This window comes from Shinella sp. HZN7, from assembly GCF_001652565.1.
GTDB lineage: Bacteria > Pseudomonadota > Alphaproteobacteria > Rhizobiales > Rhizobiaceae > Shinella > Shinella granuli.
This window is the reverse complement of sequence record NZ_CP015738.1, coordinates 302238-323486: the sequence shown is the minus strand read 5'-3', so window position 1 is coordinate 323486 and position 21249 is coordinate 302238. Positions and strand designations below refer to the sequence as shown.

At 67.4% G+C, this 21249-nt stretch carries 18 protein-coding genes; 10 read left to right on the top strand and 8 right to left on the bottom strand.

Annotation, left to right across the window (positions count from 1 at the left end; genetic code table 11):
- Nucleotides 1–4: 4 nt before the first annotated feature.
- The 3 genes from shn_RS26680 to shn_RS26670 all read right to left on the bottom strand — a co-directional run bounded on the left by shn_RS26680 (nucleotide 5) and on the right by shn_RS26670 (nucleotide 3764).
- On the bottom strand, nucleotides 5–790 hold the full coding sequence (locus shn_RS26680; protein ID WP_064333553.1) for a glycoside hydrolase family 16 protein: 786 nt from the start codon (nucleotides 788–790) through the stop codon (nucleotides 5–7).
- A 5-nt stretch (nucleotides 791–795) separates the two neighbouring features.
- Complete coding sequence (locus shn_RS26675) at nucleotides 796–1938, bottom strand: acyltransferase (RefSeq protein WP_064333552.1); 1143 nt, start codon at nucleotides 1936–1938, stop codon at nucleotides 796–798.
- A 353-nt stretch (nucleotides 1939–2291) separates the two neighbouring features.
- Nucleotides 2292–3764 carry a lipopolysaccharide biosynthesis protein gene (locus shn_RS26670; RefSeq protein ID WP_064333551.1) on the bottom strand — a complete coding sequence of 491 codons (1473 nt, stop codon included), beginning with the start codon at nucleotides 3762–3764 and terminating at the stop codon, nucleotides 2292–2294.
- A 122-nt stretch (nucleotides 3765–3886) separates the two neighbouring features.
- On the opposite strand from shn_RS26670, the gene shn_RS26665 reads away from it, so the two are divergent.
- Both shn_RS26665 and shn_RS26660 read left to right on the top strand, forming a co-directional pair.
- Nucleotides 3887–4846 carry a glycosyltransferase gene (locus shn_RS26665; protein ID WP_064333550.1) on the top strand — a complete coding sequence of 320 codons (960 nt, stop codon included), beginning with the start codon at nucleotides 3887–3889 and terminating at the stop codon, nucleotides 4844–4846.
- Between the two features lie 63 nt (nucleotides 4847–4909).
- Nucleotides 4910–5857, top strand: coding sequence for a polysaccharide pyruvyl transferase family protein (locus shn_RS26660; RefSeq protein ID WP_064333549.1), 948 nt, complete (start codon nucleotides 4910–4912; stop codon nucleotides 5855–5857).
- Between the two features lie 24 nt (nucleotides 5858–5881).
- Here shn_RS26660 and shn_RS26655 read toward each other — a convergent pair whose 3' ends face one another.
- From shn_RS26655 to shn_RS36010, 3 genes are all read right to left on the bottom strand, one after another.
- Nucleotides 5882–6871 (bottom strand): glycosyltransferase family A protein, encoded by a 990-nt coding sequence (locus shn_RS26655; protein ID WP_084438526.1) that lies wholly within the window; start codon nucleotides 6869–6871, stop codon nucleotides 5882–5884.
- A gap of 108 nt (nucleotides 6872–6979) precedes the next feature.
- Nucleotides 6980–7315, bottom strand: a complete 336-nt coding sequence (locus tag shn_RS37540; protein ID WP_281048240.1) for an exopolysaccharide production repressor protein — start codon at nucleotides 7313–7315, stop codon at nucleotides 6980–6982.
- A gap of 217 nt (nucleotides 7316–7532) precedes the next feature.
- A complete protein-coding gene (locus shn_RS36010; RefSeq protein WP_133034640.1) occupies nucleotides 7533–7760 on the bottom strand; it encodes a hypothetical protein in 228 nt (75 codons plus the stop codon).
- 236 nt (nucleotides 7761–7996) lie between these two features.
- Between shn_RS36010 and shn_RS26645 the strand changes: the two genes are divergently transcribed.
- The 4 genes from shn_RS26645 (at nucleotide 7997) to shn_RS26630 (ending at nucleotide 12309) form a co-directional block, all read left to right on the top strand.
- Nucleotides 7997–8674 carry a sugar transferase gene (locus tag shn_RS26645; protein ID WP_064333547.1) on the top strand — a complete coding sequence of 226 codons (678 nt, stop codon included), beginning with the start codon at nucleotides 7997–7999 and terminating at the stop codon, nucleotides 8672–8674.
- 101 nt (nucleotides 8675–8775) lie between these two features.
- Nucleotides 8776–9999 (top strand): polysaccharide biosynthesis/export family protein, encoded by a 1224-nt coding sequence (locus tag shn_RS26640; RefSeq protein ID WP_371328627.1) that lies wholly within the window; start codon nucleotides 8776–8778, stop codon nucleotides 9997–9999.
- Between the two features lie 7 nt (nucleotides 10000–10006).
- The gene (locus shn_RS26635) at nucleotides 10007–11281 is read left to right on the top strand and encodes an O-antigen ligase (protein ID WP_064333545.1); all 1275 of its coding nucleotides are present in this window, start codon (nucleotides 10007–10009) and stop codon (nucleotides 11279–11281) included.
- The gene (locus tag shn_RS26630) at nucleotides 11278–12309 is read left to right on the top strand and encodes an acyltransferase (RefSeq protein ID WP_064333544.1); all 1032 of its coding nucleotides are present in this window, start codon (nucleotides 11278–11280) and stop codon (nucleotides 12307–12309) included. The genes shn_RS26635 and shn_RS26630 overlap by 4 nt, the downstream gene beginning before the upstream one ends.
- 313 nt (nucleotides 12310–12622) lie before the next feature.
- Here shn_RS26630 and shn_RS26625 read toward each other — a convergent pair whose 3' ends face one another.
- Together shn_RS26625 and shn_RS26620 are read right to left on the bottom strand one after the other, a co-directional pair.
- Nucleotides 12623–14743, bottom strand: a complete 2121-nt coding sequence (locus shn_RS26625; protein WP_064333543.1) for an ATP-binding protein — start codon at nucleotides 14741–14743, stop codon at nucleotides 12623–12625.
- Complete coding sequence (locus tag shn_RS26620) at nucleotides 14740–15480, bottom strand: response regulator (protein ID WP_064333542.1); 741 nt, start codon at nucleotides 15478–15480, stop codon at nucleotides 14740–14742. Before shn_RS26620 ends, shn_RS26625 begins: the two co-directional genes overlap by 4 nt.
- Before the next feature lie 234 nt (nucleotides 15481–15714).
- Here shn_RS26620 and shn_RS26615 point away from each other — a divergent pair, with 234 nt between their 5' ends.
- The 4 genes from shn_RS26615 to shn_RS26600 all read left to right on the top strand — a co-directional run bounded on the left by shn_RS26615 (nucleotide 15715) and on the right by shn_RS26600 (nucleotide 21242).
- Complete coding sequence (locus shn_RS26615; RefSeq protein ID WP_064333541.1) at nucleotides 15715–16737, top strand: ABC transporter substrate-binding protein; 1023 nt, start codon at nucleotides 15715–15717, stop codon at nucleotides 16735–16737.
- A gap of 120 nt (nucleotides 16738–16857) precedes the next feature.
- On the top strand, nucleotides 16858–17886 hold the full coding sequence (locus shn_RS26610; RefSeq protein ID WP_064333540.1) for an ABC transporter substrate-binding protein: 1029 nt from the start codon (nucleotides 16858–16860) through the stop codon (nucleotides 17884–17886).
- Nucleotides 17887–17958: 72 nt separating this feature from the next.
- A complete protein-coding gene (locus shn_RS26605) occupies nucleotides 17959–20184 on the top strand; it encodes an iron ABC transporter permease (RefSeq protein ID WP_064333539.1) in 2226 nt (741 codons plus the stop codon).
- Entirely contained in the window at nucleotides 20181–21242 is a 1062-nt protein-coding gene (locus tag shn_RS26600) for an ABC transporter ATP-binding protein (protein WP_064333538.1), read from the top strand. Before shn_RS26605 ends, shn_RS26600 begins: the two co-directional genes overlap by 4 nt.
- The last annotated feature ends 7 nt before the right edge of the window (nucleotides 21243–21249 follow it).

Genomic DNA, 21249 nt, shown 5'->3' with positions numbered 1-21249 from the left:
CCGGTCAGTTCAGCAGGCAGGCGACGGAGCCGGCGAAGCGGCAGCCATCGCCCTCGGCGGTGAAGGCGACGCGCTCCACCTCCAGCCGCGTCGGGCCGGCAAAGGCGAAGCGGCCCATCCAGCCGGTCAGCGTATCGCTGCCCCACAGCGAGAGGAACACCTTCTGGGCGTTCACTGGCAGCGCCGCCGGATCGGTCACCTCGTGCACGAGGGCGCCGTTCACATAGTAGCGAAGCCGGTCCTTCTGCCAGACGAAGGCATAGTCGTTGAAGCCGGCATCCGCCGGGCCGGGAAGCGGCACCAGCTTCTCGTTGCCGCCCTTGCCGGCGACATACTGGTTGAGCTGGACGCGCGACGTGTCCTTGCCGAGCACCTCGAAATCGATCTCGTCGTGCTGTTTCTTGTCGGCCGGGCCGATATAGGTGAAGAAGGCCGAGTTGAGGCCGGAGCCGGTCGCCGTCTTCATGCGCACCTCATAGGTGCCGTAGCCGTAGCGTTTGCGCGTCTGCACCTCGCCGCAGGCATAGTCGCGCTCGCCGGCCGGCGCGGCATCGAAGGAAAGCAGCAGCTTGCCGTCCCTGACCGCGACCTGGCCCTTCGACCAGGTGCAGTTCTGGTGCGCGCCGTTGTTCCAGCCGTCCGAGACGTACCAGAAGCCCGTATCGAGCGTATCGAACTCCTCGACGAAGGAGGTGCCGCTTGCGCCCTCCTGGGCGGCAAGGGGGCCGGCTGCGGCGAGCGCCGCAAGAAGGGCGCCGGCCCGAAGGGCGTTTTTCAAGGAAGCGGTCATTCCGGTTACCTCCGTTGGGCGATAGAACCGCTCGGCTCCATCGGCGGATGCTGGCGCTGGCCCGTGGGCGCCCGCGGGCCGCCCAGCCGGCGGCCGGTGAGGATGGCGTGCAGCGACGGCGTGAAGCGCCGCGCGGCGGCATGGCTCACGACGAGGATGGCGAGCGCGAGCAGAGGGCTTGCGACATAGAAGAGCGGGTAGGCGTCCGCGCTGCCGATGCGGTTCCAGACCATCCAGAACAGGACGAGCAGCGGATAGTGCGCGCAGAAGATCCAGAAGCTGAGGCCGCCGAGCTTCGCCAGCGCCGCGCCCGGCGCCGTGCGCACCAGAAGCGCGGAAAGCGCCCAGGCGCCGAAGATGCCGACGATCGCCGTCAGGCTGCGCAGCATGTCCAGCCAGGCGGGGAATTCCGGGCCGAAGGCAAAGAGGGCGAGCGACAGCGCCACCGCCATGGCGAGCACGGCGAGGACGAGCGGCACGGCGAAGCGGTCGAGGCGGCGGATGTCGAAACGGTGCAGCGCGGCGCAGACGCCGAAGCTGAAGCCGAACAGGATGGATTTCTTCAGGAAGATGCCGTTCGGCAGCGGCAGCACCGCATAGGCGAGCATCAGCGTCAGTACGGTGCGCGGATAGCTCAGCACGGCGATGGCGATGAGCGGCGAGAGGAGAAGGCAGAGCAGCAGATCGCGCAGGAAATAGAGCGGGATGTTGACCGGCCAGGTCTCGATGGCGAAGGCAAGGTTCATCCAGTCGCGCGGCGTGGCGTTCAGAACGTCCGGCAGGTAGCCGAAGCCGATGCCGCGCGACTGGGCCGCCAGCACGAGGAGGAGGAAGGCGGTGTTCCACAGGAGAAACGGCACGAGGATCGTCGAGGCCTTGGTGCGGAGCGTCCGGCGATAATCGAACCCCGCAAACCCGCGCTGGAAGAGCAGGTAGCCGGAAATCGCGCTGAGGCAGGGAACGCCGATCCGAAACAGGCTGTCGCCGAGGAAGACGCGCAGCCAGTCGAAGCCGCCGAACTGCCCGGCATAGGGACTGGTCGCCGGATCATAGGGCACATGCACGAGGATGATGCCGCTGATCAGCACGATGCGCATCAGGTTGATTCGCTGTGAAACGGTCGCGTCGATATCCACGGTGTCCGTCACCCCTCTGGTGTGCCGCTCCCCCAAGCGGCCGTTCAAACAAGAGCAGACTCGAGCCTACGAAGCGGAGTCTGGGTGACGGGACGGAAAAAAATATGGCGGCGCAACAAATTCGCGTGATGGGAAGGTTGCATTGCAGCATAATGACAGGTGCGGCGCCGCTCGCGGTAGGGGAATTCCGCCCGCCGTCCGGCAAGACCAAGCGCCGCGGCATCAATTCTTTGCAGTCTATTCGAATATACTGATCTGCCTGCAATTATGGGGTGCAGGAGCCTGTAAAGTTTTTTTCGATGACTGGCCGCGATCGGCCCGGCTGGGGGCCGATTGCGGCAAGGCGGGGCCGAAATGCGGCAGGCTCAGGGCAAAGCGGGCGATGCCTTGGGCCGGCGCGCGAGATCGAGGAGCTTGCGCAGCAGCGGGCGCTCCGTCAGGAGGACCAGCACGCCGTAGAGGACGCCGCCGAGCGCGATGCCGGCGGCAAGCTGCAGGGCGGCCGGCAGTCGCGGGGCGAGGACGTGGTCGAGGGCGTAGCGCACGGCGAGCGCCATCAGCACGGCTGTCAGCATCGGGCGCACCGCGCGCACGAAGCCGGAGAGGAACGGCGTGCCGTCGTCGCTGAACACCAGCCTGGAATAACCGACCAGCACGAGCGCGTTGACGATGCAGAGCGCCGTCATCGCCGCGACCAGCGTGCCCTCATAGGCGCCATAGGCGACGGCGGCGGTGGTGACGACGGCGCGGCCGACCGCCCAGCGGAAGAGCGCGCCGCCATGGCCGGCGCCCTTCAGGTAGGGGATGAAGGTGCTGCACGGCGTCAGGATGCCCTTCGACAGCGCGAGCAGGCCGAGCACCGGCCAGGCGGCCGCCCATTGCGGGCCGAACAGCAGGAGCATGGCGGGTTCGGCGAGCGCCCACAGGCCGAACATCATCGGCGCGAGCAGCAGGGTCGTCACCTGCGTGCTGAGCATCAGCGCCTGCGAACGGCGTTCGCGGTCGTGCATCATCGCGCTGAAGGCGGGAAAGAGCACGCCCATGACGGCGGACAGCACCACCTGGTTGGGAATGCTGGAAAAGCGGTTCGCCGCAGAATAGGCCCCGGCCTCCGCCAGTCCCAGGAAGCGCGAGATGACGACCATCGGCGACTGGAAGGTGACGAAATTGGCGATCTCCGAGCCCATCAGCCCGAGGCTGAAGCGCGCGAGCCGCGTCACCTCCCCAAGGCGGAAGCTAAGGCGCGGCAGGTAGCGCGAGACGAAGAACAGGCCGGCCAGCCGCACGACGCCCGCCACGAAGAGCTGGACGACCAGCGCGACGACGCCGAAGCCGACGAGCGCCAGCGCGACCGCGGCGATCGCCGCCAGCGATTCGGACACCATGCTCCACAGCGCATCCTTGCTGAACTGCATGCGCCGGGCGACGAGGGCATAGGCGACGTCGCCGGCAAGCTGCAGCGGGACGAGCAGGCTCATCAGGCGCAGGAGCGGGGCGGCATCGGCCGCGCCAAGCCAGCCGGCCAGCGGCTCGGCCCAGAAAAACAGCCCCGCCGCCATCAGGAAGGCGAGCGCCAGATTGGCCCAGAACACCGAGTGGATCGTCTCCTCGTCCTCCCGCGGTTCGAGGATGAGGGCCGAGGCGAGGCCCGCCCCGCCGATCATCGCCAGAAACTGCACGAGGGCGAGCGCGACGGCCACCGCGCCGAACTCCTCGGGCGAAAGCAGCCGGGCGAGAATGGGCACCGTGACAAATTTAAGCCCGAATGTGCTTGTCTTGGATAGGACGCTCCAGCCGACGTTTCGCGTCACCGACTTCGCGTTCACCTGCTGGGACATGGCGGATACCTGCTCGAAAAAGGAGCCCTGGCGACGACGAAATGCCTGCGCCGGAAACGGCCGCGCCCCCGTGGGAGGAGACCATGCGAAACTCTTTCTAGAGAAACCACAGGGACGAAAAGATGGCGAAGCTGACAGTTATCATCCCCTTCTACCAGAAGGAGCCGGGCATCCTGGAGCGTGCGCTCAGGTCTGTTTTTGCCCAGAATTTCAACGACTTCGATGTCATCGTCGTCGACGACGAATCGCCGTATCCGGCCGATGGCGACATCATCGCCCTTTCGCCGGAAGACCAGGCGCGCGTGCGCATCCTGCGGCAGGAAAATGCCGGGCCGGGCGGCGCGCGCAACACCGGGCTCGACCATGTCGCGCGAGAAACCGAGCTCGTCGCCTTCCTTGATTCGGACGACACCTTCGCCCCCGGGCATCTTTCCCGCGCCCATGCGGCGATGACCCGCTTCAACGCCGATTGCTACTTCGCCTCCATCACCGGTGGCGATGCCTTCTACTATCATTTCGGCGTCGCCGGTCTTGCGGAAAGCGAGACCGTCGTGCGGCTCGTGGAGGATCCGCTCCTCATCGAAATCCCCGGCCTGACGCAGGTCATGCTGAAGAACTGGAGCTTCCTGCACCTCTCCGCGATGGTCATCGGCCGGCCGCTGATCGAGCGGGTGCGCTTCGATGCGGCGCTGCGGCTTGCCGCCGAGGACGTGCTGTTCTTCTGCGATTGCGTGCTGGCGGCCAGACGCGTCGTGCTCGGCGCGGAGGCGGGGGCCGTGCGCGGGGAGGGGGTCAACATCTTCCACGGCGTCGACAACGATTCCCCGCAATTCCTGCGCCAGCAGTTCAACACCTGGCTGGCGCTCGACCGGCTGGAGACGCGCTTCACCGAGCGGCCGGCGGAGGTCGCCTCGCTGCGCGCCTACAAGCAGACCGCCAGGCGCCAGGCGCTCTGGGGCCAGGCGCGGCGCGTCAAGCGGCGCAAGCTGCCGCAGTTCGACATGCTCGCCCGCTGGGCACTGCGCGATCCGCGGCTGATCGCCAGCGCCTTCGCGCTCGCCGTCGGCAAGGTGTCCCGCTGATTCTCTTTCGCGCCGGGCGGGAACGCCCGGTCCCTTGCGCCCCGCTCTTCCAAGGAGGTGGACATGAAGCCCTATTACTGGGAATCGCAGCACGGCAATTTCGGCGACGACCTCAATCTCTGGCTCTGGGATTTCCTGCTGCCGGGCTTTCGCAGCGTCCATCCCGACGTGCTGCTCGTCGGCGTCGGCACGGTGCTGAACAAGGCGCTGCTGCCCGAGGCGGGGCGCAAGCTCGTCATCGGCAGCGGCTTCGGCTACGGCGTGCTGCCGGACATGCGGGATGAAAGCCTCTGGGACATCCGCTCAGTGCGCGGGCCGCTGACGGCGGCAAAGGTCGGCGTGCCGGAGACGCTGGGCATCGTCGACCCGGCCGTGCTGGTGGCCGACATGCCGGAATTCTCGAACCTGCCGAAGTGCCATGGCTGCAGCTTCGTGCCCCATTGGGAATCGGCGGTGGCGGGCCTGTGGCCGGCCGTCTGCGCCACGGCGGGCCTCAACTATATCGATCCGCGCGGCGAGGCGAAGGCCGTGATCCGGGCGATCGCGCAGTCCGAGCGGATCGTCGCGGAATCCATGCACGGCGCGATCCTCGCCGACGCCTTCCGCGTGCCCTGGACGGCGGTCAGCACGTCGGACAGCATCAACAGCTTCAAATGGCGCGACTGGGCCGCGACGGTCGGCGTCGAACACCGGCCGCGCCGCGTGCCGCTGTCGAGCCGGGCGGAAGCCATCGTCAAGGGTGCCCGCTTCTGGGGCGTCGACTATGAGGGATACAGCGCCGAGCGGCCGGAGCGCGGCGCGGCGGGAGACGTCGCCGTGGCGCCCGCTGCCAGCAAGCCGTCGGGCACGGGCCTTCGCCTTGCCGCCAAGCAGGTTCTCGCCGCGCCCTCGACACTGGCGCTCTGGCAGGCAAGCCGCGCCGAACCGCAGCTCAGCGCCGATACCCGCCTCGCCGCGCGCAAGGCGCAGCTCTACGACGTGCTGGAAGACGTGCGGCGCGACTACCTGTAAATCCCGCGATGCCGGCCGGTCCCGTCAGGCCGGCTCGGCGGGCAGCAGGTAGCGCAGGCCCGCCTCGGCCGGTGCCTCTCGGCGAAAGCGCCGGTAGGCGGCCTCCGCCTTGTCGCGCAGGATGCCACCGGCAATGGCCGGCAGGGCGGCGGGATGGCCGAAGGCGTAGGAGAGGGCCGCACCGGCACCGCGCTCCCGCTTGCTGTCGAGGAAGCGGCGCAGGGCATGCCGGTTGCCGATCTGGCGGCAGTGCCGGCGCATGACGCCGAGCGCCTCGGGGGGAATGCCGCCCGTCGCCAGGATGGAGCGTTCGGCGGCATGCAGCGCCGCCAGGTCTTCCGTGCGGTGCCGGCCGCTGAGCGAGTTCTCGCGCACCAGCGCGCCGTAGCCGCAGCTCTCGATCACCGTATAGCGCGCGCCGTTCGCCAGCGCCCGCACATAGAGCTCGTAGTCCTCGCCAAGCCGCATCTCCTCGCGGTAGCGCAGCCCGTGCGCATCGAGAAAGGCGCGGCGCATGAGCGGTTTCAGGAAGCCCAGTTCGCCGCGCGGCGCGCCGCGGCGGGAAATGTTGCCCTGCACGAAGGCCTTGAGATCGAGGCGGCGCGGGCGCGGCGCGAACTGCGCCGGCTGGCGAAGCGGCTCGGCCTCCGCCATGAAGGCGATGTTGTCGGCGATGAAATCCCAGTCCGGGCAGGCGAGCATCTGGCGGAAGCGGCCGGGAAAGAAGACGTCGTCCGCATCGAGGATGGCGATCAGCGGTGCGCGGGACACGGCGATCGCCCGGTTGCGGGCCGCCGAGGGCCCGCGGTTCTGGGTGAAGCCGAGGATTTCCAGCCGGCCGCTCGCATCGTTCGCGGCGGCCGCCGCCGCCATCGTGCGGTCGTCCGATCCGTCGTCCACCACCACGACCTCGGCCACTTCCGGCTGCGCAAGGGCCGAGCGGACGGCCCGCCCGATCGTCTCCTCGGCATTCTTCGCGGCAATGATGACGCAGACCGTTTCTTCCTGGGCCATGGGCATATCCCCGTCACGCGTTGAACCATGGCGCGGGGCACCCGCGCTGCAATGCAGCATGAAAGGGGAAAAGGGCACAAAAACGGCCTGCCGCCCGAGGCGGCGCGATCAGGGCTTGGAGTGGCCGGGCTCGTTCATCGAAACGGGAACCTTGCTCTTCGCCGCATCCCGGCTCGTGTCGATATCCGGCGTACCGCGCGCGCCGGCATCGATGCCCCGGCGGCGTTGCCGGGCCTCGCGCCAGACGAGGAAGAGCGTCGTGAGGAAATAGCCGACCTGGATGAGCACGGCGCAGAGGAAGGTCTGGAGGGCGGTGGTGGCGAGCGAACCGGTGGAAAGATAGGTCACCACGGCAAAGGCGACGAGCGCGATTGCCATGCTCAGGAAGAAGCGCGGCGCATAGGCCATGCTGTCCCGCCACTTTTTGTCCGGCACGCGTGTCATGATTGGATTCGCCTTCTCCTCACAGGCTACCCGGCACTATAGTGTGCCGCGTCAACAGGTGCAATCAAGGGTAAAACCCGTGGGCCGTCGCACCGGTTCCACCCTAGCCCGGCGACCTTGCGCTTCCGTTAAAATGCTCCCGCAACCGATTCGCTGCCTTGTTTTTGCCAAGTTTGGGGCGCGGTTCGCGCCGAATGCGGGTTGTCGCGCGGCCAGCCTATCCGAGAGGTTGCGCCCGCCGCGTCTCCAGATCAAATTTTATTACGGCCTCTGCGGTTTTTCCGCGGAAACTGTGCACTGCAAAAACAATATTGCGATGCAAAATTATGCGCCTTCTCCATGTATATTCCGGTGTTTTCGTATCTTCTCCCCAGAGAAAGCCGATGACGGCTTCGTAATTCCGCAGCGCACGTTTTTTCAAAAGAAGTGAGATCGCAGTTTCCATGCGTGATCACGCAGAATCGGAAGGCGCGTTTCCATGGGGAAATGCTTCCAGATTGGCCAGAGCAAGCGAACAAAGACTTCAATTTAGCACATAAACAATTGCTTAAATTACAGTGCTCCACCCTTTCCCGCCGCTTCACATTTCAAAAAACAAACTGTGACCACACAGTCCGCATTGGATGGCAGAGCGCGTCCGAGGGGACCGACCCTATCGCAAATCCAAGTGGAGCCATCTCTATGAAGTCCGCGACACGATCGGCCAGTTCGCCGTATTTCAGTTCGTTTGCAACCGGTGCACCGCCGGTGGGGGGAATATCGAAACGAAGCTTCGACATCCTGGTGGCGCTTGCCGCCATCATCCTCATCAGCCCCATCTTCCTGATGATCATGGCACTGGTGAAATTCTCCGACGGCGGCAGCGTCTTCTACGGCCATCGCCGCATCGGTTATAACGGCACGACCTTCCGCTGCCTGAAATTCCGCACCATGGCGGAAAATGGCGATGCCATCCTGCAGCAATATCTGAAGGACAACCCGGCCGCCTATGAGGAATGGCGCACCGCGCGCAAGCTGCAGTTCGATCCGCGGGTGACCGTCGTCGGCACCGTGCTGCGCAAGCTCAGCCTCGACGAGCTGCCGCAGCTCTTCAACATCCTGCGCGGCGAGATGAGCCTCGTCGGGCCGCGCCCGGTGGTGGAGGACGAGCTGGAGCTCTACGAGGCCTCCGCCATCTACTATCTCCAGACCCGCCCCGGCCTCACCGGCCTCTGGCAGGTCAGCGGGCGCAACGACGTGTCCTATGCGGCACGCGTCGCCTTCGACACGCACTATGTCTGCAACTGGTCGCTGGTGAGCGATCTCATGATCGTCGCCCGCACCATCCCGGCCGTCTGCCTTTCGCGCGGCAGCTATTGATCCGGAAGAAGCGCCCGCGGCCCCGGCTGCGGGACGCCCGGAAGACAGGGGTTTCCATGAAGACGACATCGAACGCGGCTTTCGCCGCGGCCGCTTTTCCCATGAAGGCGCGCACGGCGCTCTGCCTTGCCTTTCTTGTCATTGCCGGTCCGGCAGGTGCCGAGGTCGGCGAATACCGGCTCGGGGTGATGGACAAGCTGCGCATCCGCGTGGCGGAATGGCAGACCGCCGAGGGCGCGATCCGCGACTGGAGCGCCGTCAGCGGCGACTACAGCGTCGGGGCGGACGGGGCGGTTTCCGTGCCCTTCCTCGGCCCGCTGCCGGCGGACGGCCGCACGACCGGCGAGCTCGCCGAGGAGATCGGCCAGAAGATGCAGGTCCTCTTCGGCCTGCGCGACCGCCCGTCCGCCTCGGTGGAAATCGCCGAATACCGGCCGGTCTATCTTGCCGGCGAGGTGCAGACGCCCGGCGCCTATCCCTATGCGCCGGGACTGACGGTGCTCAAAGCCGTCAGCTTCGGCGGCGGTCTGCGCCGCGCCGATGCCGGCCAGCGCTTCACGCGGGATTTCCTGCGCTCCGAAGGCGAGGCGGCCGTCTTCCTTGCCGAGCGCAACCGCCTGCTGGTCCGCCGCGCCCGCATCCACGCGGAGATGAACAACGCCAAGGGCATCGCCATGCCGAAGGAGCTCGGCGATACCGAGGAGGCGCGCGCGCTGATGGAGAGCGAGAAGGCGCTGATGGTCTCGCGGGAGAAGCGCCTGCGCCTGCAATTGACGGCGCTCGCCGATCTGAAATCCCTGCTCGGCACCGAGATCGACGCTCTCGCCAAGAAATCGCAGACCCAGACGCGGCAGCTCGAACTCGTCCAGGCCGATCTCGACAAGGTCGACACGCTCGCCGAAAAGGGCCTTGCGATCAGCTCCCGGCGGCTGGCGCTGGAACAGCGCACCGCCGACCTGCAGGCCGCCCTGCTCGACATCGACACCGCCTCGCTGAAGGCCAAGCAGGACATCAACAAGGCCACGCAGGACGAGACCACCCTCACGAACGACTGGGACGCGCAGCTTGCCCAGGAATTGCAGAACACCGAACAGGAGCTCGACACGCTGGCCCTGAAGCTCGGCACGAGCCGCAGCCTGATGTCGGAGGCGCTGATGCAATCGGCCGATGCGGCCGCTTTCAAGGACGGGCTCTCGTCCGCCAACATCGCCTATTCGATCCTGCGCACGGTGAAGGGCAAGGCCGAAGAGATCACCGCCACCGAGACGACGCCGGTCCTGCCGGGCGATATCGTCAAGGTGGGGCTGAGCCTGAAGACGCAGTGAGGCGGCCATGCGGATCGCCAAGGCAAGCCTGATCGACCCCGGGGCCAACACGGCCTATGCCGCGACCGCCGTCGCGCTGTCCTTCTTCGTCTTCGCCTATTCCTTCCGCTTCGGCCAGGTGTCGATCCTCGCCTATTATGCGCTGTGGCTGCCGCTGGTCATCGTCGATTACCGGCGGGTGCTCGGCAATTATGCGCGCTACGGCTGGATCTTCGCCTTCGCCGTCTTCGCGTGCCTCTCCGTCTTCTGGTCGCAGGCGCCAGGCGTCACGGCCCGCGCGGGCGTGCAATATCTCTCCCATGTCGTCTGCGCGCTGATCGCCATGCGCGTCGTCGACACGCGCACGCTGGTGCGCGGCGGGCTTGCCGGCACGGCGCTCGTTTTGTGTTACTCGCTCGTCTTCGGCGTCTATCATCTCGATCCGCTCGACGGCACCTACAGCTTCGTCGGCGCCTTCGCCTCCAAGAACCAGCTCGGCTTCTACGCCTCGCTCGCCGTGCTCTTCGCCTTTGCCGCGCTCTTCCTCGGGGCCGAGCGCGGGGCGTGGAAGCTCGTCGCCCTCGTCTGCGTGGCCGTCGCGCTCTATTGCCTGAAAGCCTCGCAATCAGCGACCTCCGTACTGACCACCGCCGCCGTCGCGGGTCTCTGCCTCGGGCTGAAGGCGCTGGAATGGCTGGCGCCGGCGCACCGCAAGATGCTGTTCCTCGTGCTCGCCGTCTTCGCCGTCCTCGTGCTCCTCGCCGGTGCCTATGGCGGCGGCTATGCGCTTGTGCTCGGCGCCTTCGGCAAGGATGCGACGCTGACGGGGCGCACCTATCTCTGGCAGCAGGGCATCGAGACGGCCGCGGTCGCGCCCTTCGTCGGCATCGGCTACCAGGCCTTCTGGGTGCAGGGTTTTGCCGAGGCCGAGCGGCTGTGGGCCGCCTTCTTCATCGGCACCCGCTCGGGCTTCCATTTCCACAACACCTTCATCGCCGCGACGGTGGAGACCGGGCTGATCGGCTGCCTCTTGCTGTCGATGGTGCTGCTCGCAGCGCTCGCCGGCCATCTCCACCGCCTCCTGTCGGCGGCGCACGACCTGGAGGCGCTGGTCCTCTTCACCGTTGCGGCCCTCCTGGCGGTGCGAACCTTCGTCGAGATCGACATCCTCAATCCCTATCATGTCGGCTCCTTCCTGCTCTATTTCGCCGCCGGCAAGCTGGCCGATGCCCGCCGCGCCCGAAGAGGGCAGCCGGTCTACCGCGTCCGGCTGCCGCCGCGCGCCGAAGGCATCCGCCCATGACGGAAGAGACCCGGCCGGCGACGCTCTACGGCATCCAGTACCTGCGGGCGCTCGCCGCGCTCGCGGTCGTCTTCTTCCATGCCGGCGAGCGCAGCGGCCATGCGCTGGCGATCGGCGCGGCGGGGGTCGACGTCTTCTTCGTCATCAGCGGCTTCATCATGTGGGTGATCGTCGCGCGGCGCCCGGTCCCGCCCGGCCGCTTCCTCGCCGAGCGCCTGCGCCGCATCGTGCCCGTCTACTGGCTGGCGACCGGCGCCATGGTGGCGGGCGCGCTGCTCGGCCTCTTCCCCAATCTCGTGCTGACGGCACGCCACCTCCTCGCCTCGCTGTTCTTCGTGCCCTTGCCCTCGCCGAGCAGCGGGGAGGTCTGGCCGGTTCTCGTCCAGGGCTGGACGCTCAACTACGAACTCTTCTTCTACGCCGTCTTCGCCGCCTGCCTGCTCCTGCCCGCGCGCATGAGGCTTGCCGCCGTCGCCGCCATCTTCCTCGCCCTCGTGGCGCTCGGCCTGGCGGTGACGAGCGAGAACCCGCTCTTCGTCACCTATACCCGGCCGATCATCCTGGAATTCGTCGCGGGCATGCTGATCGGCCGGCTGTGGCTCGCCGGGCGGGTGCGCGGGAGGGTGCCGGGTCTTGCCCTGATCGGCCTGTCGCTCGCCGGTTTCGCGACGATCGGCATCCTGCGGCTGCCCTTCGACGAATGGATCTGCGGCCCGCTCGCGGCCATGCTCGTCTACGGCACCGCGGCGCTGGAGCGGGAAGGCGGCGTGCCGCATCTGCGGCTTCCCGCGCTCCTCGGCGATGCCTCCTATTCGATCTATCTCTGGCACACCTTCGCCATCTCGGTCGTGGCGAAGGCGGGAACGATGCTCGGGCTGGCGCCGGCGCTCGTCTTCCTCGCCTCTGTGCTCGCCGGCCTCCTGGCCGGCCTTGCCGGCTACCGGCTCATCGAGCGCCCGCTGCTGCGCGGGTTTTCCGGAAAGCGCCGCATGGAGGCCGCCCGCAAGGCAGTCGCCGCCGGGGGATAACGCATCCGTCCATGAGCCCGTTCTGCCTGACGGCATCTCCCGCTTTGGAAGGAAACCGTTGCCGTTCTCCCCTTCTCCCCCGCGGGGAGAAGGTGCCGGCAGGCGGATGAGGGGGATGGCGAAGGCGCAAAGGCTCTATCCGAGCCACCCCCTCATCCGACCCTTCGGGCCACCTTCTCCCCGAGAAGGGGAAGGAGGCAATGCCGAATTCCACATGCGACTGCCTGGCCCTCAGGGGGAGAAGGTTGGGCGCCCGCATTTCTGACGCAGAGGGTGTCGCGGGTTAGCCCCTCCCTCTTGTTGGGAGGGGACTTCACGCCGGGCGATTGCCCTCCGGCCCGAGCGACGGAAAGGTGAGTTCCACCACCGTGCCCCGTCCCGGTGCCGAGAGGATGCGGGCGTCGCCGCCGCTCTGGCGCACGAAGCCGTAGACCACGGCGAGGCCGAGGCCGGCGCCGCCTTCCTCGTCGCGCGTGGTGAAATAGGGCTCGAAGGCCTTGTCGGCGGCTTCCGGCGACATGCCGATGCCCTCGTCCGCCACCGAAACCACGACGCCGGCGCCACCGCCGAGGCAGCGGATGAGGATCGTGCCGCCCGACGGCATGGCGGCGGCTGCGTTGAGGCAGAGGTTGAGGATGGATTGCTCGAACAGCGCCGCATCGAGCAGCACCGTCGGCAGGCCTTCGGCGATGTCGAAGACGAGCCGGCACTTCTCGCCGACGGCGATTTCCAGCACGTCCGCCATGCCGCGCAGCAGCGCGCCGATTTCCACCGCGCTCGGATGGATCGGCTGCTGGCTGCCGATGGAGAGCATGCTGCCGGCGAGCGAGCGGCCCCGGTCGGCGGCCTTGCGGATGCGGGCGAGATGCCGCTTCTGCCGGTCGTTGAAGCCGGTCTCGCGCTCCAGGAGACCGAGGCTGCCGGTGATGATGCCGATCATGTTGCCGACCTCGTGGCTCACCTGGTGCGTCATGCGCATGATGCCGTCGAGGCGCTGGATCTTGGCCGCCTCCGCCTCCTGTCGGTCGATATCGGTGACGTCGCGCGCGAGCAGCACGATGCCGCCGTCCGGCTGGCGCGACAGCGAGACCTCCGTCACCCGCCCTGCCGCAGAGCGATGGCGCAGCACGGAGCGGTCGCCGAGCGCGCCCGCCTCGCTTTCGGCCGGCAGCAGCGCCGGGTCGATCTCGGGGATCGGGGCGACGAATTTGCGCACCGGCAGCTTGCGCGCCGAACCCGACCAGCCGACGAGCTCGATGACGCGGCGGTTCATGGTGATCGGCCTGCCGCGCGGATCGAAGAGCGCGATGCCCTCGTTCATGGTGCGGAAGGTCGAGCGGATGGTGCGCGCGGCGGCCTCGGCGGTGCGCCGCAGCCGCGAGACGCGCTCGACGCTTTCCCGGAAGGCGCGGAAGGCCTCCAGCAGCCGCACCAGCTCGGTCTCCGTGCCGTCGTAGCGCGGGGCGTCGACGTCCTTGCGCCCTTCCGCCAGCGCGTTCATGCCGTTCGACAGCGCGACGATGCCGCGCGAGACGCGCATGACGGAGCGGATGGAGAAGATCGCCATGACGAGCACGAGCAGCGCGGCGAAGGCGACGATGACGAGCAGGCGGCTCAGCGCATCGGAGGTCGAGACGAGATCGTCGTTGAGGCTGCGGGCGACGGCCTCGCTCTGGGTCTCCGTGGCGTGCGAGAGATCGCGCGAGACTGAATGCAGCCGCGAGACGGCGGCGCGGATGGCGAACATTTCGAGGAGGTAGCGCGTCTGCGCCTCGAAGACGCGTTCATAGGGCGCGAACTCGGCGGCGGAAATCCGCACGTCCGGCGCGGCGCGCTCGATGCGCGGCGCGGTTTCGGCAACATAGCGGCGGCGCAGTTCCCCGAGCTGGAACAGGCTGTCGGAATTGGAGGCCGACTGCACGATCGCATTCAGCCGCCGGCGGAAATCGGTGTCGGCGATGCCGCTGCCGGTGGCGATCTCGCCGAGCGCGGCGGCGGCCTCGGCCTTGTGCTGCTGGGCGCTGTCCGCATCGCCGGCAAGGGCCATGGTCTGCGTGCGGATCGTCTCCAGGAGCTCGACGATGCGGGCGCTGGCAAAGCCCTTCACGGCTGCCGCCCCGCTCTCCGGCGCCATGGTGCGCAGCAGCGCGTCGACCTGCGCGACCACCGAGCGGCTTTCGCTGGAGACCCGGTAGGGCGAGGTGGCGTTCATCAGGAAGGGCGCGCTGGAGACGAGGTCGGAGACCTGGCGCGAGACGAGCGAGGCCTTGGCGAGGCTCGAAAAGGCCTGGAGGCCGTAGCTCGCCATCTCCTCGCGCGCCCGCTGCAGGCCGTAGATGGCGATGGTCGACAGGCTGAAGACGAGCACGCAGATGAAGACGATCGCAAACGGCAGGCGGAAGGCGATCGAGGAGAGGAAAGGGCGGCTGATCACGGCGAAGGCTCGCCGTCGTCGGTGTCGAGCACGTAGCCCTTGCCGCGCCGCGTCTTGATATGGCGCGGCAGGTCCGGGTTGCGCTCGATCTTGCGGCGCAGGCGCAGCACCAGCACGTCGACATTGCGGTCGATGTAGCGGTCGCTCTCCGCGCCGAGCCGGTCGAGGATATGCGCGCGGCTGACCGGGATGTTCGGCGTCTCGGCGAGGATTTCGAGCAGGGCGAATTCGGCGCCGGTCAGCGACTTTCCGGGATCGGTGCGGCAGACGGCGCGGCGGTTCGCAAGGTCCACCGACCAGTCGCCGAGCTTCAGGGAGGCCGGTTCGTGCTCGCGCTCGCTGTCCCGCTCGGGCTTCAACGAGGGGATCGTGCGGCGCAGCACGGCCTTGATGCGCGCCGTCAGCTCGATCGGCTCGAAGGGCTTGACGACATAGTCGTCCGCCGCCGTCTCCAGCCCTAGCACCCGGTCCGCGGCGCTGCCCGCCGCCGTCACCATGACGATGCCGATATTGGTCTGCGCGCGCAGGCGCTGGGCGAACACCCTGCCGGAAATGCCGGGCAGGTTATGGTCGACGAGCACGAGATGCACGCTTTCGCGCGCCAGCACGCCCGCCGCCGCCTCCGCCGACGGCGCGGTCACCGGTATCCAGCCCTCCGCCTCCACCAGGTCGGAGATGAGCTCCGCCATGTCCGGATCGTCCTCGACGATCAGAATCCGTATCCTCTCGTTCAGCACATGTCCTTCCTCCCGCGCCCATCATAGTGAGGCCGGGATGATTGTTCAAAGCGGCTCGCATTATGCGACCTTGTCACATTTGTAACCTTTGTCATCTTTGAGAGGACGGGCAGGCCGTCGCTGTAAGAACGGTAACCATTCTTCGATTGCGGTGCGCGGCGGATGTGCCATCCTGAACGCGGAGATTGGGATGCCCGCCGCTGCAGGCGGCGCGTTCCAAATGGGAGGAACATCGTGAGAGGCATCAGCGCTTTCGGCGCGGGCGCGGCCCTGTGGCTGGCGACCGCCACGGCCGGCATGACGGCCCCTTCGCTCACCGTCCTGTGCGGTGTGGACGAGGTGTGGTGCGCTGCCATGCAGAAGGCCTACGAGGCGAAGACGGGCCTTGAGATCGCGATGACGCGCATGAGCACCGGCGACATCCTCAACCAGATCCGCGCGGAAAAGGCAGCGCCCACCGTCGACGTCTGGTGGGGCGGCACGGGCGACACGCATCTGCAGGCCGGCTCGGAAAACCTGCTCGAACCCTACCAGCCGGCGCATGAGCGCGACATGCTGCCCTGGGCGCAGAACTTCTTCGCCATGTCCGGCGGCCGCTCGGCCGGCATCTATGCCGGGGCGCTGGGCTTCGCCTACAATGCCGACCTGCTGCGGGCGGCAAAGCTGCCGGCGCCGACCTGCTGGAAGGACCTGACGGACATCGCCTATCGCGGCCGCATCCAGAGTGGCAATCCGAACTCCTCCGGCACCGCGTTCACGACACTCGCGACGCTCGTGCAGCTCTTCGGCGAGGAGGAGGCCTTCCGCTACCTCGCCGCGCTCAACCGCAACATCGAGCGCTACACGTCATCGGGCTCCGCGCCGGTCAAGGCCGCGGCGCGCGGCGAGGTGCTGATCGGCATTTCCTTTATGCACGACGCCGTCACGCAGAAGGAGGCGGGCTCCCCGCTCGTCATCGTCGCGCCCTGCGAGGGCACGGGCTACGAGATCGGCGCCGTCAGCATCGTCAAGGGCGCGCGCCACGTCGAGGAGGCGAAGCGCTTCGTCGATTTCGCGCTGAGCCCGGAGGGCCAGGCGACGGGCGCGGCGGCCGGCCAGAACCAGGTGCCCTCGAACGCCATGGCGAGCCTGCCGCTCGCCGCGCCCGACATCTCGCTGATCAAGATGGTGGATTACGACTTCGCCACCTTCGGCTCGCCGGAAGAACGAAGTCGGCTGCTCGAGCGGTTCGACGCGGTGCTCTCCGCGACGAACTGATCGAGGCCCGGAAGCAAACCCTATTCGACAATGCGCGAACGAGCCGCCGGCGGGCAGCCCGAAGGCCCCGCCATGCCCGTCCGCGCCAGCATTCAAACCAAGGCAACAGGAGGATGCCCCATGAAGACCAGAACCCTTTCCCTCATGCTTTTCGCCGGAACGGCGCTTGCCGCCCTGCCGGCTGCGGCGGCCGGCGAACTCAACCTCATCTGCTCGGCCGACGTCGTCATCTGCGAGCAGATGAAGGGCGATTTCGAGAAGGCGCACGGCGACATCAAGGTGAACATGGTGCGCCTGTCCTCGGGCGAGACCTATGCCAAGGTGCGCGCCGAGGCCCGCAACCCGAAGACCGACATCTGGTGGGCCGGCACGGGCGACCCGCATCTGCAGGCCGCGTCGGAGAACCTGACGCTGGAATACAAGTCGCCGAAGCTCGACGAACTGAACGACTGGGCGAAGAGCCAGGCCGAAAGCGCGGGCTACAAGACGGTCGGCGTCTATGCCGGCGCGCTCGGCTGGGGCTACAACACCGAGATCTTCAAGTCGAAGGGCTTCAAGGAGCCGGTCTGCTGGGCCGACCTGCTGGCGCCGGAACTGAAGGGCGAGATCCAGATCGCCAACCCGAATTCGTCCGGCACCGCCTATACGGCGCTCGCCTCCCTCGTGCAGATCATGGGCGAGGACCCGGCCTTCGACTATCTGAAGAAGCTCAACGACAACATCTCGCAATACACCAAGTCCGGCTCGGCGCCCGTCAAGGCGGCGGCGCGCGGCGAGACGGCGGTCGGCATCGTCTTCGTGCATGACGCGGTGGCGCAGACGGCCGAAGGCTTCCCGGTCAAGTCGATCACGCCCTGCGAGGGCACCGGCTACGAGATCGGCTCCATGTCGATCATCAAGGGCGCGCGCAACCTCGACAATGCCAAGATCTGGTACGACTGGGCGCTGACCGCGGAGGTCCAGTCGCGCATGAAGGATGCCAAGTCCTTCCAGTTGCCGTCGAACAAGAACGCGGAAATCCCCAAGGAAGCGCCGCGCTTCGAGGACATCAAGCTGATCGACTACGATTTCGCGACCTATGGCGAGCCGGCCAAGCGCAAGGCGCTGCTGGAGCGCTGGGACCGCGAAGTCGGCGCGGCCGCCAACTGACGGCCTGATGGACGGCGCCCGTCTCCTCCGGGCGCCGTCTTCCCGAAACGACACACCATAGCGAGGTCGGCCATGAGACATGGCAATCGCAGGCTGGACGTGGTCCTGATCCTGGGCGTGGTCGCTTTGACCCTTCTGCCCTGGTACCGGATCGACGGCGGCTTCTACGGGTTCGGTTGGCTGGCCGGTTTCCCCCTTTCCACCGAGGCCGCGCCCGGCCTCGTGCAGATCGCCGCGCATGGCCGCCTGTGGCTTGCCGGCGTCGTTCTGCTGCTTATCCTCGCCGGCGCGGCGCGCGGCATGGCGGACCCGATGCGCCGCGGCGCCGCGCTGGCCTGGCTGGGCGCGCTCGGCGTCCTCTTCCTGTCGCTGCAGGGCCTTGCCATCGGCTTTTCCGGCTGGACGTGGACGATCAGCGAAAGCCTGTTCGGCATGCTCCCGGACGGCCAGCCCGCAATGGGCGCCGGCGCCGTGCTCTCGGCCGTCGTCTTCGTGCTGCTCTTTTCCTTCGGCCTTGCCGAGCGCGGCGTCATGAAGGGCGATGCCTTCGTCATCAGCGCCATCTCGCTGCTCGTCTTCCTCGTCGCCGTCTTCGTCTTCTATCCGATCGGCAGCATGTTCACCGGCGCGGTGCAGGATTTCGACGGCTCGTTCAACCCGGACAATTTCATCCGCAACCTTCAGGATCCGAGCATCTGGAGCCTGAACTGCGTCATCGGTGCGGGGCGCTGCGGCGTTGCCTGGCGCACCCTGTGGCTCGCCATCATGACCGGTCTCGGCTCGACGCTGCTCGGGCTCGCCTTCGCGCTGGTCGCCACCCGCACGCGCTTTCCCTACAAGAAGGGCCTGCGCCTCCTCACCATCCTGCCGATCATCACGCCGCCCTTCGTCATCGGCCTGGCGCTGACGCTGCTCTTCGGCCGCGCGGGCGTCATCACGCAGGGGCTTTCGGAGCTTTTCGGCATCGAGCCCGGCCGCTGGCTCTACGGCCTCACCGGCATCTGGATCGCGCAGGTCCTTTCCTTCACGCCGATCGCCTTCCTCGTCCTGATCGGCGTCGTCGAGGGCGTCAGCCCGTCGATGGAGGAGGCCTCCACGACGCTGCGCGCCGACCGCTGGCGCACCTTCCGGCGCGTCTCGCTGCCGCTGATGAAGCCGGGCCTCGCCAATGCCTTCCTCATCGGCTTCATCGAGAGCATGGCCGATTTCGGCAATCCGCTGGTGCTCGGCGGCAGCCACGGCGTGCTCTCGACGGAGATCTTCTTCGCCGTCGTCGGTTCGCAGAACGATCCCTCGCGCGCCGCCGTGCTCGCCATGGTTCTGCTCGCCTTCACGCTCTCGGCCTTCCTCGCCCAGCGTTTCTGGCTGTCCGGCAAGAACTTCGCCACCGTTACGGGCAAGGGCGACAGCGGGGCGCATATCGCGCTGCCGCGCGGCCTGTCGATCGGCGTGCATGCCATCGTCATCCCCTGGGGCCTCTTCACCCTGGTCGTCTACGGCATGATCCTCGTCGGCGGCTTCGTGAAGACCTGGGGCCTCGACAATTCGCTGACGCTCGACCACTACGCCAAGGCCTTCTCCATCAGCTTCGACAATGGCACTGCTTGGGGCATCGCCTGGACGGGCGTCGCCTGGAACTCCTTCTGGACGACCATGGAGATCGCCCTGATCTCCGCGCCGCTGACGGCCATCGTCGGCCTTTTGACGGCCTATATCATCGTGCGCCAGAAGTTTACCGGCAAGAACGTCTTCGAGTTCGCGCTGATGATGAGCTTCGCCATTCCCGGCACGGTCATCGGCGTCAGCTACATCATGGCCTTCAACCTGCCGCCGCTGGAAATGACCGGCTCGGCGCTGATTCTGATCGCCTGCTTCGTCTTCCGCAACATGCCGGTCGGCGTGCGCGGCGGCATCGCGGCGATGAGCCAGCTCGACAAGAGCCTGGACGAGGCCTCGCTGACGCTGCGCGCCGGCAGCTTCCGCACCATCCGCAAGGTCATCCTGCCGCTCCTGCGGCCCGCCATCACGGCCGCGCTCGTCTATTCCTTCGTGCGCGCCATCACCTCGATCAGCGCCGTCATCTTCCTCGTCAGCGCCGAATACAACATGGCGACCTCCTATATCGTCGGCCTCGTCGAAAACGGCGAATACGGCGTGGCGATCGCCTATTCCTCCATGCTGATCGTCGTGATGATCACCGTCATCACCGGCTTCCAGCTTCTCGTGGGCGAACGGCGCCTGCGCCGTGAAAACCGCGTCGCCGGCCTTGCCCCCTCTCGTCAGGAGAAAACCGCATGATCAACCAGAAAGCCGGCTCCGTCACGTTCGAGAACGTGAAGAAGGCCTTCGGCGCCTTCACCGCCATCCCCGACCTTTCGCTCACCATCGAGCCCGGCACGCTCGTCACCCTGCTCGGCCCCTCCGGCTGCGGCAAGACGACGACGCTGCGCATGCTCGCCGGGCTGGAACACCCGACGGCGGGGCGCATCCTCATCGGCGGCAAGGACGTCACCATGCTGCCGGCCAATGAGCGCGACGTCTCGATGGTCTTCCAGTCCTACGCGCTCTTCCCGCACATGAGCTCGCTCGACAATGTCGCCTACGGCCTCGAATCCTCCGGCCTTTCGCGCAAGGAGGCGCGGGAGAGGGCGGAGGAGGGGCTGGCGCTCGTCGGCCTTGCCGGCATGGGCGGGCGCCTGCCGGCCGAGCTTTCCGGCGGCCAGCAGCAGCGCGTCGCCGTCGCCCGTGCGCTGGTGCTGGAGCCGCAGGTGCTGCTGCTCGACGAACCGCTCTCCAACCTCGATGCGCGCCTGCGCCGCCGGGTGCGTACGGAGATCCGCGAGCTCCAGCAGCGCCTCGGCTTCACCGCCGTCTATGTCACCCACGACCAGGACGAGGCGCTCGCCGTCTCCGACCGGATCATCGTCATGAAGGACGGCGAGATCGCCCAGTCGGGCGCCCCGCGCGAGCTTTACGAGTTCCCGGCCTCCTCCTTCATCGCCGATTTCATGGGCGAGGCGAATGTCATCGCCTGCGAGGTCGTCGGCATCGACGGCACCGAGGCCGATATCCGCATCGGCAGCCTGAAGCACCGCGTACCCGCCGGCCGGGCGAGGCCCGGCGCCGCCAGCCTTGCCGTGCGCCCCGGCGCGGTGACGCTCGCCGAAGGCCGCGGGGAGGGGCTTGCCGGCCGCATCCTGCATTCGGCCTATCTCGGCGACCATGTCGAATACGAGGTGGAGACCGATGTCGGTACGCTCTTCATCGTCGACCATGCCGTCGACCGCATCCTGCCCGCCGCCTCCGACGCCACGCTCGGCTTCAAGAACCGCGGCATCGCCCTCATCAGCAACTGATACACCA